Genomic DNA, 17640 nt, shown 5'->3' on the forward strand with positions numbered 1-17640 from the left:
CCGAGAGGGACCGCCATGACGGCAAGTACGGAAGTCCGGCCCGTGCCCGCCCGGCGCCGGCCTCCGGAGCGCAACGTTCTGGAGAACGAGAACCTCGGCACCCGGCTGCGCCACCTGCGGTACCGGTTTTCCCCGCAGCAGCTGTTCGCCGAACTCTTCGAGAAGCGGTGGATGGAACCCGCCATCCCGCTGGCGATCCTGGTCGGGGTGATCGTCTTCTTCTCGATCGCCGCACCGGGTTTCGCCACCACCGCGAACCTGTTGTCCTCGGCCACCGAGCTCGCCGAGATCTCCCTGGTCTGCCTCGGCATGGCGATCGTGATGATCTCCGGCGGGATCGACCTGTCCGTCGGCTCGATGTTCGGGCTGTGCAACATCGTGGTGCTCCTGCTGATCACCGTCGTCGGTGTGCCCGTGGTGCCGGCGATCCTGCTGACGGTCGTCGTCGGCGCGATCCTCGGGTCGGTGAACGGGTCGATCGTCGCCTACCTCAAGGCGCGGCCGTTCCTCACCACGCTCGTCACGCTGATCATCTTCCGCGGTGTGCTCAACCTGCTGGACCTGCACTACTCCGCGCAGACCGCGACGGTGTTCCTGATGGACCCGGTGTGGGACTGGTTCAGCACGGGCAAGGTGGCCGGAATCCCGTTCAGCTTCGTCACGCTGCTCGTCGTGCTCGTCGCCGGCCACGTCCTGCTCAGCCGGTCCCGGTTCGGCTGGCACGTGACGGCGGTCGGCGCGAGCAGGCGGGCCGCGCGGCACGCCGGCATCCGCGTGGAACGGGTCCTGCTGCTGGGGTACGTCATCTCCGGCGCCCTGTGCGCGCTGGCCGGTGTCTTCTACGCCGCGCGGCTGGGCAGTGCGAGCGCCCGGGTCGGCGAGGGCATGGAGCTGAGCGTGCTGACCGCGGTGATCCTCGGCGGCATCAGCCTGTCCGGCGGCAAGGGCACGGTGTGGCGGGCCTTCATCGGGGCGGCCACGATCAGCCTGCTCGGCAAGGGGCTGCTGCTGATGGACGTCGGCGGTGAGGTCCTGCAGACGGCGCTGGCCGTCGTGCTGATCATCGCCGTCGGGCTCGACACGAAGTGGGGCAAGAACCGCGGCAAGGCGATCCAGAAGACCTACGTCAACCCCACACTCGTCGAGTACGGCACCCCACCGGACGTGCGGCCCGGCTCCGGTACCCGCTACGAGGTCAACGACCGGCTCAGCGACGCCGAGGAGATCGGTCTCGGCGAGGTCGAGGGACCGGAGGACGTCATCCTCGACGACCAGGGCCGGATCTACTGCGGCACGCGGCAGGGCTGGATCCTGCGGTTCTCCGGGGAGGACTACCGCGACCGGGAGATCTTCGCGCGCATCGGCGGTCACCCGCTGGGCCTGGCCTTCGACGCCGCGGGCAACCTGATCGTGTGCGTCGGCGGCATGGGCCTGTACTCGGTTTCCCCGGACGGCAAGCACCGCAAGCTCTCCGACGAGACGAACCGGACCTGGACCCGGCTGCGGGACGACTCGCGGCTGCGGCTGCCCGACGACCTCGACATCGCGCCGGACGGCAAGATCTACTTCAGCGAGGCCACCAACCGGTTCGAGATGGCCGACTGGGTCCTCGACGGCATCGAGGGCCGGCCCAACGGGCGTCTCCTGTGCTACGACCCGGCCACCGGCAAGACCCGGACCGCGGTGCCGGACCTGGTCTTCCCCAACGGCGTGTGCTGTTCCCACGACGGCGAATCGGTGCTGATCGCCCAGACCTGGCTGTGCCGCATCCTGCGGTACTGGCACAGCGGCCCGAAGAAGGGCCGGCTCGAGGTGTTCATGGACAACTTCCCGGGCTACGTGGACAACATCAACCGCGCCTCCGGCGGGGCCTACTGGGTGGCGATCTGCGGGATGCGCTCCCCCGCCTACGACCTCGCGATGCGCATGCCGAAGTTCCGGCGCCGCATGATGAAGCGCATCCCGCGCGACGAGTGGCTCTACCCGAGCATGAACCACGGTTGTGTGGTGCGGGTGTCCGAACAGGGCGAGGTGCTCGACACCTACTGGGACCCGGGCGGGAAGAAGCACTCCACCATCACGTCGATGCGCGAGCACGACGGCTACCTGTACATCGGCGGGCTGGAGAACAACCGCATCGGCCGCATCAAGGTGCGCGATCTGCCCGCGGCGGCCGCCGGCGCGGCACGCGAGACGCGCCACGCGTCGGTGAGCTGAGGAGGAACGATGCCACGAGTGGAAGCGTGGGAGCTGGTCAAGGAGTTCCTGTTCCCCGGCCGGTCCGGCGCGCGGGCGATCCCGCCGCTGGACGGCGGGCTGACCCCCAACGACGCGCTGGAGCGCATCGAGGAGTCGATCGACGAGCTGCCCGAGCCCGACGACGTGGTCCGTGACGCGTTCGGGTCGCTGTACGTCACCACGGCCGACAAGGTGGTGCGGCGGTACGGCCTGAACTTCGCCCACCACGAGGTCACCGCGACCGTGCCCGGCGACGCCGGCGCGATCACCACCGACCACGAGGGCGGGCTGCTGGTGTGCGTGGCGGGTCTCGGGCTCGTGCGCATCGACCAGGGCGGCGGCACCGAGGTCCTCGTCGACGCCGACTCCGACGGCGTGCCCACCCACTGCCTGACCGATGTCGCGGTGGCCGGCGACGGCACGATCTACCTCACCGACGGGTCGCTGCGCCACCACGGCGGGGACTGGGTGCGCGACCTGATGGAGCAGAACGCCCTCGGCCGGCTGCTGCGGTACGACCCGCGGACCCGCCGGACCACCGTGCTGGCCCGCGGACTCGCCCACCCCAGCGGGGTCACGCTCACCGCGGACGAGGACGCGCTCGTGGTCAGCGAGGCGTGGTCGCACCGGCTGGTGCGCTACCCGCTGACGGATCCCGGCCGGCCGGAGGTGCTGCGGGACAACCTGCCCGGCTACCCGGGCCGGATCAGCCCGGCCTCCAGCGGCGGGTACTGGCTCGCGGTGTTCGCGCTGCGCACCCAGCTGGTCGAGTTCGTGCTCACCCAGCGCGACTACGTCGAGGAGATGATGCGCACGATCGACCCGGACCTGTGGATCCGGCCCGCGCTGCGCGGCCTCGACTCCGGGCTGGAACCGCTGCAGGGCGGGCAGATCCGCAAGCTCGGCGTGATCAAACCGTGGGCGCCGCCCCGGTCCTACGGCCTGGTCACCCGGCTGGACCCGGACGGCTATCCGCTTCGCAGCCTGCACAGCCGCGGTGGTGGGCGGCGGCACGGGGTGACGTCGGTGAAGCAGTACGGCGACCGGTTGTTCATCGCGGTCCGCGGTGGCGACGAGGTCCTGATCACGAGGGCGGGTGACGCGCGATGAGCCAGTCGCTGGTGGAGCAGCTCGACATCGATCCGGCCGGTGACGGCACACTGCTCGTCGACATGGCGAAGGTGACCAAGACCTACCGCGGGGTGCACGCGATCTCCGAGGTCGACTTCGACCTGCGGGCCGGCGAGGTGCACGCGCTGGTCGGCGAGAACGGCGCGGGCAAGTCGACGCTGTGCAAGATCCTCGCCGGGGCCGTCCAGCACTCGAGCGGGGTGGTGCGCATCGGCGGGGAGGAAGTGTCGTTCCGGCGCCCGCACGAGGCTCTCGACCACGGCATCGCGATGGTCTACCAGGAAACGAGCCTGGTGCCGACGATGACCGCGGCGCAGAACATCGAACTCGGCCACGAAAAGCTGCTGACCCGGTTCCGCTCCCTCAACATCGGCGCCCAGCAGCTGCTGCAGTCGATGAACTTCCACGTCGACCCGACCGCGTACGTGTCGAACCTCGGGGCGGCGAAGAAGCAGATGGTCGAGATCGCCCGCGCCCTGCGGACCGGGGCCCGGATCGTCATCTTCGACGAGCCGACCGCGAGCCTCACCCCCGAGGAGACCCTGCACCTGTTCAACGTGATCGAGGACCTGCGCGCCGCGGGCCTGGGCATCATCTACGTGTCGCACGCGCTGGAGGAGTCGCTCGCCATCGCCAACCGCGTCACGGTCCTGCGCGACGGCAAGCGGGTGGCCTGCCTGGACGCGAAGCAGACCTCGCGGGACGAGATCGTGCGGTACATGGTGGGCCGCTCGCTCGACGGGGCCGCGCGGAACCGGCCCGCCGCCCGGGAGAGCGGCGTGCGGCGACGCCGGGTGCTGGAGGTGGAGAACCTGATCCTCGGCAACGTCGTGAAGAACATGTCGTTCTCGGCCTACGCCGGTGAAGTGCTCGGCATCGCCGGGCTGATCGGCAGCGGCCGGACGGAGACGGCCAAGATCGTCACGGGCGCGCTGAAGCGCAACCGGATCCACGGCGGGCGGGTGCTGCTCAACGGCAAACCGGTCCGCTACCGGGTGCCGAAGCAGGCGATCGACGACGGGATCGTCTACATCACCGAGGACCGCAAGCTCGACGGGTTCTTCGAGACGATGACCGTGGCGGACAACATCTACCTCGGCTACCTGGCCTCCCGCCGCGGCCGGCGGCAGTGGCTGCTGTCCTCCTCGCAGCGCAGGCGCATCGCCGACGAGTGGTCGAAGAAGCTGCGCATCAAGGCGATCAACGCGGACGCGAAGATCGTCGAGCTGTCCGGCGGGAACCAGCAGAAGGTGGTGGTCGGCAAGTCGCTGGTCGCCGAGCCGGAGGTGGTCATCTTCGACGAGCCCACGCGCGGCGTCGACGTCGGCGCGATCGACGAGATCCACCACCTGATCCGCACCCTCGCCGACGAGGGCAAGGCGGTGATCGTCATATCCTCCTACCTGCCGGAGATCCTCGCCGTGTCGGACCGCATCCTGGTCACCAGGTTCGGCCGCGCGGTCGCGGAGTTCAGCCGTGCGGAGGCGACGCAGGAGAAGATCATGTACGCCGCGATCTACTGAGGCGGGGCGTAACGTTGGCAGGCACCGGCAACGGACGAAAGTCGGGTGGACAGGCGTGAAAGCAGCAGCGAGGAAGACCCGCCCGGCGCGGGACGGGCGGGACGACTGGCGCACGTTCGAGCCACTCGACCTGACCCCCCTGCTGGCCGCGGCGCTCCAGGCGTTCTACGAGCGCGGGTTCTACGGCACGTCGGTGCGGGACATCGCGCGCCGAGTCGGCCAGACGGTGCCGTCGCTGTACTACCACCACGAGAACAAGGAGGGCGTGTTCGTCGCGCTGCTGGAGAAGGGCACGCTCGAGGTGGCGTGGCGGGCCCGCGCGGCGGTCGAGGACGCCGGCGACCGGCCCGACCTGCAGTTCGTGAACATGATCGAGGCGGTCGTGCTGTACATGACGCACCGCGTCAAGCTGGCGACCCTGGACGTCGAACTGCGCTACCTGTCGGCCCCGAACCGCAAACGCTACGCGGCGATCCGCAAGGAGGTGGAGGACCTGCTGGTCCGCGTCGTCACCGACGGCACGGTCCAGGGGATGTTCACGGTGGCCCAGCCCGCCGAGACGGCCCGCGCCCTGCTCGGCATGTGCCAGTCCATCGCGCGCTGGTACCACCCCACGGGCCCGATGGCGCCCGAGGAGGTCGCCCAGCGCTACATCGACATCGCGCTGATGACCGTGGGCATCCAGGAACGCCCGAAGCACCTGAAGGGTGTTCCCGGCCGGTGACGATCACCGGCCGGGAACACCACGGTCATCCCGCCGGCTCGGCCAGCTTCACGACCTGGTCGAGGGTCAGCTCCATCGAGTCGATGTCGTCCTGCAGGGGCACGTTCCACTCGTCCTGCAGATTCATGAACAACTCGGCGACCGCGAGCGAGTCCAGCCCCAGTTCGGCCAGCGTGGCATCCGGGGTGATCTGGTCGGGGTCGGCCGAGAACTTCTCGACGAGGGTCCGGGTCAGCTGCTCGTACCGTTCGGTCATCGGTTCCTCTCCTAGAACTGCGATCAAGCGGGGGTGACGACCCGGCGACCCGGCACCGCGGGCTCCGGTGCACCCGCGGCGTGCGGAGCCAGGCTGTAGGGCACAGCGGCCGGGAATCGCATGGCCACGGAGCCCCACGTGTATCCGGCGCCGAACGCCGCGAGAAGGGTGCGGTCGCCCGGGCGGGCGGCGCCGCGAAGAGCGGCGTCCGCGACCGCCAGGGGGATCGACGCCGCGGCGGTGTTCCCCAGCTCGCGGAGGTTTCCCTGCTGACGGCCGGGCGGCAGGCCGAGGTGCTCGGCCACGCTGTCGAGGATCCGCTGGTTCGCCTGGTGACCGACGAACACGTCGACGTCCTCGACCGACCAGCCGGCTCCGCTCAACGCGGCCCTGGCTGTGGCGGTCATCCGCCGAACCGCGTTGGTGTAGAGCGCGCGCCCGTTCATCCTGACGTACAGCTCCTCGACCGGCCCCTGGCTCATCCGGAAGGGCGACCTGGAGCCGCCGGCCGGCACGTGGAACACGTCCAGTCCGGTGCCGTCGCTGCCCAGCTCGATGGACTCGACGGCACCGGGATCACCCGGTGCCGCGGGAGCCACCACGGCCGCGCCCGCGCCGTCGCCGAACAGGATCGCGGTGTCCCGATCGTGCGGGTCGATCAACGTGGTCGTGTAGGTCTCGGCGGCGACCACGAGGACCTGCCGGTACGTTCCCGCGACGACCAGCGCGTGGGCGAGGGACAGCGCGTACACGAACCCCGAACAGGCCGCGGAGACGTCGACCGCCGCGACATCCTTGAGCCCCAGGCGGTGCGCGATGTGCGGCGCGGTCGACGGGCACCGGTGGTCCGGCGTGGTCGTCGCCAGGATCACCATGTCCGGACGCACGTCACCGCCGGTCACGAACCGGGCGGACGCGAGGGCAGCGGCACCGGCGGCGGCACCGAGATCGCCGGTGCTCGTGTACTCGTCAGCCATTCTCCGCGCGCCGATCCCGGTGCGCGTCCTGATCCACTCGTCACTGGAGTCGAGCCCGTTGTCCCCGATCAGCCTCTCGTTCGAGACCACGTCGGGTGGAAGGCTCATGCCGAGCCCGATGACACCGGAGGTCGTCATCACGCACTCTCCTTCGGACGGGTGGTGAGGGCGGGCGGGGCATCCAGCAGTCGCACGTCCGGTGCCCAGGTCAGCAAGGCACTACCCCACGTCATGCCGGCGCCGAACGCGACGAGGATGACCCGTGAGCCCTGGCGGACGCGTCCCCGGGCCACGGCCTCGGCGATCGCGTAAGGCGTGCATCCGGAGCCGATGTTGCCGATGCGGTCGGCCACGACGATGAGCCGGTCCGGATCGATGCCGTGCTCGGCGGCGACCGCCTGCAACAGGACGGGATTCGCCTGGTGACAGGCGAAGGCGTCGATGTCGTCGAGTTTGAGGTCGTGGTCCTCGAGCAACCCGTACAGCAACTGCGGGAACTGGGATCGGAAGAACTGGGTCACCGCCCGGCCGTCCATCCGGATCGTGTGCGCTCGCTGCTCCACTGTGGACAGGCTGGCGGGCATGCGGCTCCCCCCACCGGGCACGACCACCGCGTCCGCGAGAGCACTTTCGGTACCCAGGCGGATGTCGTCGAATCCCGCGCCCCCGGGAACCGGTCCGAGAACCGCGGCGGCGGCACCGTCGCCGAAGATGACCGCGGTCGCGCGATCGTCCGGGTCCAGGAACCGGGAGAACACCTCGACGCCGATGACGACCGCGTACCCGCTCGACGGATTGTCCCGCAGCCAGTCGCGCGCGATCTTGACGGCGAACAGCCAGCCGGCGCAGGCGCCGTTGACGTCGAAGGACACCGCGTTGACCGCTCCCAGCGATGCCTGCACCCGGCACGCTGTCGCCGGGCTGGGCTCGTCAGCGGTGGTGGTCGCCACGACGAGCAGGGACACCTGTGCGGGATCCAGCCCCGCGGCCGACAGCGCCGCCTCGGCGGCGGGAGTGGCGAGGTCCGAAGCGGCTTCCCCGGGCGCGGCGACGTGCCGGGTCAGCACCCCCGTCCGCCGCCCGACCCACTCCGCGTTCACTCCAGGGGTACGAGCGGCTACGTCCTCGTTGGTACGCACCTCGCTGGGCAGGTACCTGCCCAGACCGATGATCCCCACGTCAGTGGTCATTCCTGTCCCGCCCTTTCCGTGCCCGTGCCGAACTTCGCCCGGCCGGGTCCGTGCTCGAAGAAGCTGCGCATCCCAATCGTCCGGTCTGGCGCGCGGAAGGACTCGACGAAGTTCTCCAGTTCGACGGCCAGGCCGTCGTCCTGCCCGTACTCGAGAGCAGCCTTGGCCGCCCGCAGTCCCGTCGCCGAGCTGTTTTCGTACCGTGCCGCCCAGCGTTTCGCCTCGGCGAGCACCTCCCCGTCTGCGACCACGCGGTCGGCCAGTCCGATTTCGCGGGCTTCCTCGGCGTCGAGTGCTCGTCCCGAGTAGACGATTTCCTTCGCCTTCGGCAGACCCACCACCGCGGTCAGGCGCTGCGTCCCACCTCCGGTGGGAATGACGCCCAGCAGGATCTCCGGAAGGCCGATCACGGAGCTGTCCGCGCACACGCGGAAATCGGCGGCGAGGGCGAGCTCGCACCCTCCGCCCACCGCCGCACCCCGGATGGCCGCGATCACGGGCACGGGGAGGTGCGCCACGGACATCACGGCGTCCTGCATCGCCTTGGCGTGTTCCGGCGCCTCCTCGTCGGTGAGCTGCTCCAGCTCGCGGATGTCGGCTCCGGCGGAGAACACCTCGGGGCCGCCGTACAGCACGACAGCCTTGATCTCCTGCCTGGCGGCGATCTCCTCCGCCGCCTCGCGCAGCGAGTTCAGCAGCTCGAGGTTCAGGACGTTGAGCGGTGGCCGGTCCATCCGGATCGTGGCCACCGCGCCTTCGACCTCCACGTCGACGTACACGGTCTTCTCCCCCTTGGCGAGTCGCTCCATCAGGACCACAACAGACCTCCGTTGACTTCCAGGACGTGCCCGTTGACGTAAGAGCCTTCCGCGCTGGCGAGGAACACGGCCGCGGCCGCGACCTCCGAGGGCTCGCCCGGCCGACCGGACACCATCATGCGTTCGTACCGCGAACGCAGCCGTTCGTCGTCGCGCAGGGGCTCGTACATCCCGGTGTTGACGAACCCGGGAGCGATGCAGTTGACGAGGATGCCCTTTTTCGCCAGCTCGACGGCGGAGGCCCGGGTGAACATCTCCAGCGCGGCCTTCGACGCGGAGTAGGCGGCCGCGCCGGGCGCGACCCGCGAGGACATCCCGGCCGAGATGTTGATGATGCGCCCGCCCCCGGCCGCATCCATGCACGGGACCACGTACTTCGTGCAGTGAAAAGCGCCGGTCAGGTTGGTGTCCAGCACTTCCCGCCATTCCCGCTCGCCGAGGTCCACGATCTTGCCGTTGCGGCTGACGCCGGCGTTGGACACCAGGATGTCCACGCGCCCGAACTGCCGCATCGCTCCGTCCATCAGGGACTGGACCGACTCCGCCGAGCAGACGTCCACCGTGGCGACGCGCACCCGGTCACCGTGCACCGCGGTGAGGTCGGCAAGAGACGTCTCCCGCCTCGCAGCGCAGATGACGCTGGCGCCCTCCTGGAGGAAGGCGGTCGCCATGGCGAGGCCGAGTCCTCGCGTGCCGCCCGTCACGATCGCCACGTGCCCGGCCAGCCTCCCCCTCGTCGCCCAGCCGCCGTCGCGCTGGACTCCGGGTGGCGCGAGCACCGCGCCACTGTCACCACTCATCACTCAACCTCCGTACCGCGTCGATTCCGCGAGCGAGAGGCTCGTCGCCTCCCGGTACGCGCCGAAATGCGTGCGTTCGTTTTCGGTGAGCCGGCGCGGCGTGCCGTACCGGAGGTCCACCGGGACGAAATCGGCCTCGGCCTCCAGGTAGACGTGCGCGTGATCCCGGACGAGATAGGCGAAGCGCACGACCGCTGCCTTCATGCCCGTCACCCAGGTCTCCACCGTGATCGGCTCCGCCCGGTAGCACAGCGGCCTGAGGTAGGTCAGGCACTGCCGCGTGATCAGACTGCCGCTGGCCAGGTCCTGTGCCTCGTACCGGGGCAGCAGGCGGAAGATCAGGTCGAGCCGGCATTCACCGAGGTAGCGCAGGTAGGACGTGTCGGCGACGTGCCCGCCGGCGTCCAGATCGGACCAGCGCACCACGCAGAGGTGCTGGAACCTGCTCATGATCCCACCGTTCTCACCGCTGCGCGTGATCGTTGCCGTGACGGCCACCCACGTCGTGACCGCATGTCATCGATGAGCCGGGTCGCCGCCCGGCTCGCCGTGGCGTTCCGCCGACGGCGCGGGTAGTCGCACCAGGTGGACAGCCAGGACTGCGGCAGGCCCGACCGGCGCAGGACACGGGGCAGCGCATGGTGCGACTGCACGTCACCCACGTCGTACGCACCGGCTTCGCCCGCCCGGTAGAGGTCGCCAGAGCGCGCCAGCGTGGCCCGGAACGCCTGCTCGAACTCCGCACGGCGATCCTGCTCACCGAGAAACTCGGCGGCCGACAACCGCCACTGACCGAACTGCCTGGACTGACCGCGCTCCACGAGCGTCAGCACTCGCCGCCAGCCGGGCTGCCTCACCTCGGTCAAGTGTGAACGGGACAGGACCACCAGGCCGGCCGAGAGGATGAGCCCCCGGGCGACGACCGCCGGCCATGACTGATCGGATGCGTGGAAAAGACCGCTGGGCCACCAGTCACGAGGTGACCGCCGGATCAACCGGATCCGGTCAGGTGCATCTTGTTCGCGACAAAGACCGGCGACCTCCTGTGCGTACACGAGATTGTTCTTGCTGATCGAATCGAGAACGCGGACCCGGGCCGGGCCGGCGTCGTTCTTCTGGGTCCAGGCCGTGAACGACATCAGGCACAGGTCGTCCACCAAAGCGGTCCAGATTTCCACCGACCCGTCGTCGGGCAGGGACTCCGCATGGGACGAGTGACCTGTTCGCCGTCCGGGGGCCGTGCCCACGGAACCGACTTTCACGAAGATCCTCTCCGCGATAGGGGCCAGGCTGATCCGCCTCGTACTTCCGTAGTAACAGGACGATTCGCGTGACCACGTGCCACCTACGTCCTCCATGTAAGCGACGATCAACACCGCATGCCAGCCCTGCGGCGCTTTTGGGTGTTGAACGTGTTGAACGGGATGGCCGCGTGATTGGCCCCTGCCCGTGGAGTTTCATCGGCGATAGGAAGGTGTTCCAGCCGTCACCCGGCCCGGCGTCCGCCTGTGGGAGGCACGGAGGAATGCCACGTGATCCGAACCAGAAGTTGCGGCAGCTGCTGGCTGTGGCGAACTGGACGCGGGAAGGTCTGGCACGGGCGGTCAACGCCGTCGCCTCGGAGTCGGGACGGGTTCTGACCTACGACCGGACATCCGTCTCGCACTGGCTTCGCGGAGCGACGCCCCGCGGCGACACCCCCCTCTACATCGCCGAAGCCCTCTCCCGACGACTGGGCCGGGTGGTGACCCCGGACGAAGCCGGCTTCTCCCACGCTCAGGATCGACAGCAAGGTTGGCCCGGCAGACCCGGCGCCGACGCGTTCGCCGCACTTCGCCGGCTGGCCGGCACGGACCTGTCCTCGATCTGGACCGGGACCCGGGAGGAACGAATCTACCGGCAAGCGGACCTCGACCTGCCCGCATGGCCTGGCCCACGACCGACACCACCGTCCACTCCGGACGAATCAGCACCGGAAGGTCTCGAGATGATGACCTCCGCCTTCCGATCGGCGGATCGGCGGTTCGGTGGCGGGCACGCACGCGAAGCGCTCGTCGCCTACCTGGCCGGAGACGTCGTGGACGTCGCAGGCCGAGCGACCCCGGCGGCCGGGCGGCGAAGGCTGTGCGCGATCGCTGCCGCCGCCTGCGACCTGGCGGGTTTCATGTCCTTCGACAGCCATTTCCACGGTCTCGCGCTGGCCTACTTCCGCATCGCCGCCCGGCTGGCGCTGGAGGCCGCGGACCCGGATCTCTATGCGGGCATCCTGCGTAACATCAGTCTCCAGGCGTGGATGTTGGGCGACACCAGGAGCGCGAACCGCATCGCCGAGCTGGCCGTCGACGCCGCGGAACACGGTGTGCGGAAGGATCAGTCGGCCGAACTCCTGGGCCACGTGGCCGTCACACTCGCTGCTTCCAACCGGCACGGGGAAGCCCACCAGGCGTTGGGCGCCGCCGAAGACGTCGTCGCGGCAACCGGGATCGCCAGCGCGACCGTCACGTACCAGCGTGCCGTGGTACTGGAGTACGCCGGTGAGCTCGCGGCCGCACAGCGCGCGCTCCTGGTTTCGGTGAAACAACGCGACCCGTCGGAACGTCGATCACGTGCGCTGACGACGGCACGGCTGGCCGGGTTGCGGCTCCGGACCGGACAGGTCGACAAGGCCTGCGACGCGATACGTGATGTGCTCGACGATCACACCAGGCTGTCCTCCGCGCGGGTGGACGCCGCACTCGACGACCTGGGCCGGCACCTCGCACGGTTCCGGGGCCTGCCGTCGTCCGACCTGGTGCTGCTCGAACTGAGGCGGCGCCGTCGTCACGCGAAGGTATTCACTCCGGGAGGTGGACATGACGACACCGATCAGGCCTGATCTCGCGGCCGTCATCACCCTCGTCGACGAACACGCCGACAAGGAACTCTCAGTTCCGGAACTCGCGAGGTTCGCGCGCGTGAGCGTGCGCTGGCTTCAGCGGCGGTTCCAGGAGGAGCTCGGTGTCTCGCCGAACACCTACATCCGGCTGACCAGGTTGCGTCGCATACACGACGATCTTCTCGCCGGAGATCCGAACGCGGGCTGCACGGTGGAAGCGGTGACCAGCCGCTGGGGTGTGCGCCACTGCGGCCGCTTCGCCGCCTGGTACCGCAGCCACTACGACGAGCTTCCGTCGGCCACGTTGTACCGGCGGTGAGGAGGCACTCGGGCCACCGGTGGGCGCGGGCAGGATTACCGGCGTGGTCTCAGGCTGTTGCCGCGGCCCCGTCGTCCCCGCACCGCGTGCGCGGTGAGCGAGAAGAGCCGCTTGATCGAGCAGCGTTTCCGGTAGGCGCAGAACACGCGCCAGCCATCTTCGCCAGTAGGAGCGTGGAATCCGTTTGCCGCGTTCCCACCGCGCTACCTGCTCACGGGTGATCGCCGAGTTACCCGACACCTCCAGCAACTCGGCCGCCAGCCGGTACTGGCTGTAACCGAGACGAAGTCGTGCGTTTCGAACCAGCGATCCGACACCGATGCGAGGATCGCGGATTTCCATCTCGTGGGAGTCGGTGCTCACCACACCACGTTAGAAAGGAAACCCGGCCGGACCTATTCACTTGCCGACAGGTTCTTGTCCAGTTCCCGCCAACGAGGTCACCGCGGCCCGTCGCTTCGTCTCCGAGGGGAGCTCACCGAACCTCTCCCGGTAAATACGCGCGAAACGGCCGAAGTTCGACACCCCCACCCGAGCTGCGATCTGGGTCACAGTGTCGCTGCCCGACCGCCCGGCGCGCTCCAGCTCCTCGCGCACCCGCCGCAATCGAACGTCGCTCACGTACCGCATGGGCGAAATACCCACCTGTTCGCGAAAGGCGCGTTGCAGCGACCGTTCACTCACGCCGGCGATCGCGGCCAGTTCGGCGGCGGACGCCGGCAAGGCCGGAGCTTGCTCGATGAAGTCGGTGACCTCACGCACGACTCTCGACGCCGCCGGTGTTTCGACGCGTGCCAGCTCCTTGGAGTAGCTGTGCGGCTGCGCGTAGACGACCGCTGTGGTGAGCACCTGTTCGACGGCCGCGAGCATCCCTTGTTGCAGTAGCAGGGAATGTCCCGCACTCAACCGTTCCGTGACGCCGCGCGCGAGATCCCAGATCTGTTTGCCGCCGCCACGCCGGAGGTCGATGAAGGGATCGAACCGCGGCGGGGAATCGATCTGCCGGTGGAGTAGAGACTCGAGCCTCACCGTCACGACATCTCGTGGCAACTTGACCATAAGCTGCCCGCAACCTCGCTCCCACACCATGTCCAGTTCGTCATCGGGAGAGATGATCGCGGCAGTTCCGGGAAGGATCACGCGGCTCTGATCGCCGACGTTGACCAGGCATCGTCCGCTGTAGGGGATCAACAGGACGTAAAAGGTCTCGAGTGGTCCGGGGATGACGTGGACGTCCTCCCGTCCATAACTGACATAGTGCAGGGACGCCTTGCCGACGGGTGCCACGTGGTGACGCGCCTCGAATCCACAGGCGCGCCGATCCAGCGGGACGAGGCGGTGCGACCGCATCATTCTCGCGGTCTTGTCCCGCGACTCGTCCACCCTCGTGGTGTGGTAGTACTCGAATCGCTTGAGTGGCAACTCATCCATGGGTTCCTCGCGGACGTGAATCACCTGATCGTCCGGATCCACGCTGACCCTCCAGGAACGACGGTACCGAGCGATCCGCCGCGCCGCGACGCACCCGCCCGATCTACCAATAGCGGTGAGCACAGTTCACCTGTTCGGCGGAAAGCAGTGAACAGCTGGCCCCTACCCGGTAGACCGATCTTTCTGCATCCTGATTCGGCGAAGGGGCGACAAATACCATCAGTACCAAGATTCTGGGGGAACTGTGAGCAAGGGCTTGGTCACGCTCGTCAACCCGAACCTGGTGCACCCGCCGATCACGCCGTACGCGCTGGACATCTTGGCAACCTCGCTGGAGGACGCCGAATTCGACGTCGACGTCCTGGACCTCACCTTCTCCCGGGAGAACTGGACAGAAGTGGTGGACGCGTACTTCGGTCGCAGGCAGCCGGTACTGGTCGGGGTGACGATCCGCAACACGGACACGATCTACCCCCAGGAACAACGTGTTTTCCTCGGTTCCCACAAGGCGATCATCGACCAGGTCCGCACTCGCACCCGGGCACCGGTGGTGGCAGGGGGCGTCGGTTTCTCGTCGATGCCCTACGCGCTGGTCGACTACTTCGGAATCGACTACGGCGTCAAGGGGCCAGGAGAATTCACATTGGTGCAACTCGCCGAGGCGATCGCGAGCGGCGCACCACCGGAAACGGTCCCCGGTCTCCTCATCAACAAGGGATCAGCCGGTGTCCACCGCGTCTCCCACGCGGACCCCGTTGTCGCCGCGGGCCACGTGTCGCTCGTCCAGCGTGCGACCCCTTACCGCCGGCACTCCGGTCGTCCGGATCGCGTCGACAACCAGATGTACTTCCACCGGGGCGGCCTGGGCAACATCCTCACCAAGAACGGATGCACGTTCGCCTGCACTCACTGTGTGGAGCCGGACGCCAAGGGGAACCGGTTCGCTCGCCGCGCCGAAACCGCAGTCGTGGACGAGATCGAAAGCCTGCTGCTTCAGGGAGTTCTTGACCTGCACACGACGGACAGCGAGTTCAACCTGAACATCACCCACAGCAAGGCGGTCCTGCGGGAGATCGTGCGACGCAAGTCCCGTGACGCGTCGTCACCACTACACCGGCTGCGCCTGTGGATCTACGTGCAGCCTGCGCCCTTCGACGCCGAGTACGCGGCTCTGCTCGCCGAGGCCGGGTGCGCGGGCATCAACGTGGCCCCGGATCATTCCCGACCCGAACTGCTCGACGGGTGGAAGGTGAGCGCCGGTGGCACGCGGTTCTACGACTTCGACGACGTGCGGAAGGTGTGCCGGTGGGCATCCGAGCACGGGATGGCCACGATGGTCGAGGCCCTGCTCGGCATGCCCGGGGAGACTCCGGAGACCATGCGGGCGTGCGTCGACGACTTCCAGTCCCTCGACGCCACGGTGGTCGGCTACACGCTGGGCATCCGGGTGTTCCCGTACTCGCCGCTGGGACGCCGCCTGGCCGCCGCGAGCGCCGGCGAGCTCGCGGTACCCGGCCTGCAGTCCAACGACGCCGAGGAGCCGATCGTGCTGGCTCCACTGGAACGCTGTCCCAACCGGGTGAGCTATGAGCGGCAGTTCATGTTCGACCGCGCAGGGAGGTTCCGACCGGTCTACTACTTCTCCCCCGCTCTCGTCGGCGACGACGAGGCAGGCCCCGGCCGGCGGTATGACCACGCCCTGCAGCTGCTGTGGGACTGCGTCCCCCCGCACGACCGGCTCCGGGTCATGCTGCCGACGCGCCCCGGCCTCAGCCCGGAGGACAACAACTACGCCGACAACCCGTTCCTCCTGCGGCTGACCGAGCTGGGCTACACGGGGGCGTACTGGTCCCACTGGCCGAAGCGGTACGAGATCATGCACGAGGTGCCGGCTCGAACCGGAACCCGCTGAGCCGGTCGTCCGCCGGATCGCCGAGCGGGCCGTAGAAGCTGTTCGCCATCACCCCTCCGCTCCCAACTCGATGTCGATGATGCGTGAGGAGGACGCCCAGGGCGCTCCCCCGGACGTCGACCTCGCGCGGGGTGTCATCCGCCTGCGGCGGGACTAGACCTCACCGTCGCAGGAGGTGTTCGCCCGCCAGGTGGATCGCCTCGTGCTTCGTGCGGCCCCGGTGGTCCGCCGCGATGAAGTGCCGTCCGATCGCCAGCGCGAACGCCAGCGTGCTGCGCGCCTCGATCTCGTCCGGGTCGGTCAGGAAACTGCCGAACACCTTCCGCAGGAAATCCATCCGCTCGTTGTCGATCCGCCGCAGCCGCTCCGCGACCGCCTCGTCGTGGCGGGCCCACGCGCGCACCGCCAGGTCGATCCGGTGCAGGTCCTCGCTGAAGCTCAGCTGCCCCACGCGCCGGTACTGCTCGACCACGCCGTCACCCGCCACGCTGTCCAGGATTTCCTTGGTACAGCGGCGTTCCCACTCGTCCAGCATCTCGGCCAGCAACGCGGGACGGCCGTCGAAGCAGCCGTAGAACCCGCCCCGCGGTCGAGGACGTGTGGTCGTTCCGCACCCCCGGCGCGGGCCCGGACGACTTCCCGGCGATGCTCGCCGCGATGCGCACCACGGGCAGCCTCGCGAACCAGCCCGAGGCGGCGAAGTTCCTGTTCGCCCTGCGCTGGAAGATCGGCGCCCTCCTGGGCTGGGACGACCCGTCGTCCGGCGTCGGGTCGCCTCGCTCCGCGACCGGCTGCCCGCCGACCTCCGCGACGCCCCGCGCGGCCCGGACAGCGCCGGAATGCCACTGAAGGCGGTGTACGAGACGCACACCGAGGCCGCGCGCGAACTGGCGAACAAAACGGTGCACACCGTGATGCACCTGGGCTGGGCCCGCGGCGCGGACGGCGACCACGAGCTGCGGATGGCGGTCCTCGTCAAGCCCAACGGCTGGTTCGGCCGGCTCTACATGGCCTTGATCGCGCCGTTCCGGTACCTCGTCGTCTACCCGGCGCTCACCCGGCAGTGGGAACGCGCGTGGCTGGCGCGGTGAAGCAGCTGCGCTGGGCGAGCGGGATCATGGTCGTCCTGGGCGGCGGTCATCTGATCCTCATCGCGGCGCTGGCCTGGACCGATCTCGCCGGCTGGGTGGACCGGGGACTGTGGGCGGCCGTCCCGCTCCTGGACGGCACCGCGAACGGCCACGCCTTCTGGGCCGGCCCCGGCAGCTTCGGCGTCCCGCTGATCCTGCTCGGCTGCCTGATCTGGCACCTGGCCGGCCGCGGCGCGCCCCCGCCCGCCTGGCTCGGCTGGGCCGTCGCGGCGGGTGCGCCCTGGGCGGCGTGCTGCTCGTGCCGTCACCGTTCTTCGCCGGCGTGGTCGCGGGCGCGCTCATCGTCGCGGCCGCG

Annotated in this window: 17 protein-coding genes and 1 pseudogene; 9 read left to right on the forward strand and 9 right to left on the reverse strand. The window is 69.1% G+C overall.

All coding sequences use genetic code 11. The annotated features are described in order from the left end of the window. Window positions 1-15 precede the first annotated feature (15 nt). Genes IE290_RS12160 through IE290_RS12175 form a run of 4 tightly spaced genes read left to right on the forward strand, consistent with a single transcriptional unit; the run spans window position 16 to window position 5616 of the window. A complete protein-coding gene (locus IE290_RS12160) occupies window positions 16-2217 on the forward strand; it encodes an ABC transporter permease (RefSeq protein WP_229874428.1) in 2202 nt (733 codons plus the stop codon). A gap of 9 nt (window positions 2218-2226) precedes the next feature. Beyond that, complete coding sequence (locus tag IE290_RS12165; RefSeq protein WP_191244647.1) at window positions 2227-3348, forward strand: SMP-30/gluconolactonase/LRE family protein; 1122 nt, start codon at window positions 2227-2229, stop codon at window positions 3346-3348. Further along, the gene (locus IE290_RS12170; RefSeq protein ID WP_191244648.1) at window positions 3345-4892 is read left to right on the forward strand and encodes a sugar ABC transporter ATP-binding protein; all 1548 of its coding nucleotides are present in this window, start codon (window positions 3345-3347) and stop codon (window positions 4890-4892) included. Before IE290_RS12165 ends, IE290_RS12170 begins: the two co-directional genes overlap by 4 nt. A 55-nt stretch (window positions 4893-4947) precedes the next feature. Next, entirely contained in the window at window positions 4948-5616 is a 669-nt protein-coding gene (locus IE290_RS12175; protein WP_191244649.1) for a TetR/AcrR family transcriptional regulator, read from the forward strand. Between the two features lie 25 nt (window positions 5617-5641). Here the strand turns inward: IE290_RS12175 and IE290_RS12180 are convergent, their stop codons facing one another. Genes IE290_RS12180 through IE290_RS12210 form a run of 7 tightly spaced genes read right to left on the reverse strand, consistent with a single transcriptional unit; the run spans window position 5642 to window position 10835 of the window. Further along, window positions 5642-5872 (reverse strand): acyl carrier protein, encoded by a 231-nt coding sequence (locus IE290_RS12180; RefSeq protein WP_191244650.1) that lies wholly within the window; start codon window positions 5870-5872, stop codon window positions 5642-5644. Window positions 5873-5895: 23 nt separating this feature from the next. Next, window positions 5896-6987 (reverse strand): beta-ketoacyl-ACP synthase 3, encoded by a 1092-nt coding sequence (locus tag IE290_RS12185; protein WP_191244651.1) that lies wholly within the window; start codon window positions 6985-6987, stop codon window positions 5896-5898. Beyond that, entirely contained in the window at window positions 6987-8039 is a 1053-nt protein-coding gene (locus tag IE290_RS12190; protein ID WP_191244652.1) for a 3-oxoacyl-ACP synthase III family protein, read from the reverse strand. The genes IE290_RS12185 and IE290_RS12190 overlap by 1 nt, the downstream gene beginning before the upstream one ends. Further along, entirely contained in the window at window positions 8036-8848 is an 813-nt protein-coding gene (locus IE290_RS12195; protein WP_191244653.1) for an enoyl-CoA hydratase/isomerase family protein, read from the reverse strand. Before IE290_RS12195 ends, IE290_RS12190 begins: the two co-directional genes overlap by 4 nt. Beyond that, window positions 8848-9657, reverse strand: coding sequence for an SDR family NAD(P)-dependent oxidoreductase (locus IE290_RS12200; protein WP_191244654.1), 810 nt, complete (start codon window positions 9655-9657; stop codon window positions 8848-8850). Before IE290_RS12200 ends, IE290_RS12195 begins: the two co-directional genes overlap by 1 nt. A gap of 3 nt (window positions 9658-9660) precedes the next feature. Next, window positions 9661-10107 (reverse strand): acyl-CoA thioesterase, encoded by a 447-nt coding sequence (locus IE290_RS12205; protein WP_229874429.1) that lies wholly within the window; start codon window positions 10105-10107, stop codon window positions 9661-9663. Next, complete coding sequence (locus tag IE290_RS12210; RefSeq protein ID WP_191244655.1) at window positions 10104-10835, reverse strand: hypothetical protein; 732 nt, start codon at window positions 10833-10835, stop codon at window positions 10104-10106. The genes IE290_RS12205 and IE290_RS12210 overlap by 4 nt, the downstream gene beginning before the upstream one ends. Before the next feature lie 347 nt (window positions 10836-11182). Between IE290_RS12210 and IE290_RS12215 the strand changes: the two genes are divergently transcribed. Continuing rightward, on the forward strand, window positions 11183-12532 hold the full coding sequence (locus IE290_RS12215; RefSeq protein ID WP_191244656.1) for an NsdA family TPR-like regulatory protein: 1350 nt from the start codon (window positions 11183-11185) through the stop codon (window positions 12530-12532). Then, window positions 12510-12851 (forward strand): helix-turn-helix transcriptional regulator, encoded by a 342-nt coding sequence (locus IE290_RS12220; RefSeq protein WP_191244657.1) that lies wholly within the window; start codon window positions 12510-12512, stop codon window positions 12849-12851. Before IE290_RS12215 ends, IE290_RS12220 begins: the two co-directional genes overlap by 23 nt. A 399-nt stretch (window positions 12852-13250) precedes the next feature. Here the strand turns inward: IE290_RS12220 and IE290_RS12225 are convergent, their stop codons facing one another. After that, on the reverse strand, window positions 13251-14324 hold the full coding sequence (locus IE290_RS12225) for an AraC family transcriptional regulator (RefSeq protein ID WP_191244658.1): 1074 nt from the start codon (window positions 14322-14324) through the stop codon (window positions 13251-13253). A gap of 202 nt (window positions 14325-14526) precedes the next feature. Here IE290_RS12225 and tsrT point away from each other — a divergent pair, with 202 nt between their 5' ends. Both tsrT and IE290_RS37830 read left to right on the forward strand, forming a co-directional pair. Then, on the forward strand, window positions 14527-16194 hold the full coding sequence (gene tsrT, locus IE290_RS12230) for a tryptophan 2-C-methyltransferase (RefSeq protein ID WP_191244659.1): 1668 nt from the start codon (window positions 14527-14529) through the stop codon (window positions 16192-16194). 76 nt (window positions 16195-16270) lie between these two features. Then, the gene (locus IE290_RS37830; RefSeq protein WP_268246349.1) at window positions 16271-16351 is read left to right on the forward strand and encodes a DUF6191 domain-containing protein; all 81 of its coding nucleotides are present in this window, start codon (window positions 16271-16273) and stop codon (window positions 16349-16351) included. A 3-nt stretch (window positions 16352-16354) separates the two neighbouring features. Here IE290_RS37830 and IE290_RS12235 read toward each other — a convergent pair whose 3' ends face one another. Continuing rightward, the gene (locus IE290_RS12235; protein ID WP_229874430.1) at window positions 16355-16741 is read right to left on the reverse strand and encodes a TetR/AcrR family transcriptional regulator; all 387 of its coding nucleotides are present in this window, start codon (window positions 16739-16741) and stop codon (window positions 16355-16357) included. A gap of 98 nt (window positions 16742-16839) precedes the next feature. On the opposite strand from IE290_RS12235, the pseudogene IE290_RS12240 reads away from it, so the two are divergent. Further along, window positions 16840-17285: pseudogene (locus IE290_RS12240) on the forward strand (DUF2867 domain-containing protein). Window positions 17286-17640: the final 355 nt, after the last annotated feature.

Origin of the sequence: Amycolatopsis deserti, assembly GCF_014653945.1 — a bacterium.
GTDB classification, from domain to species: Bacteria; Actinomycetota; Actinomycetes; order Mycobacteriales; family Pseudonocardiaceae; genus Amycolatopsis_E; species Amycolatopsis_E deserti.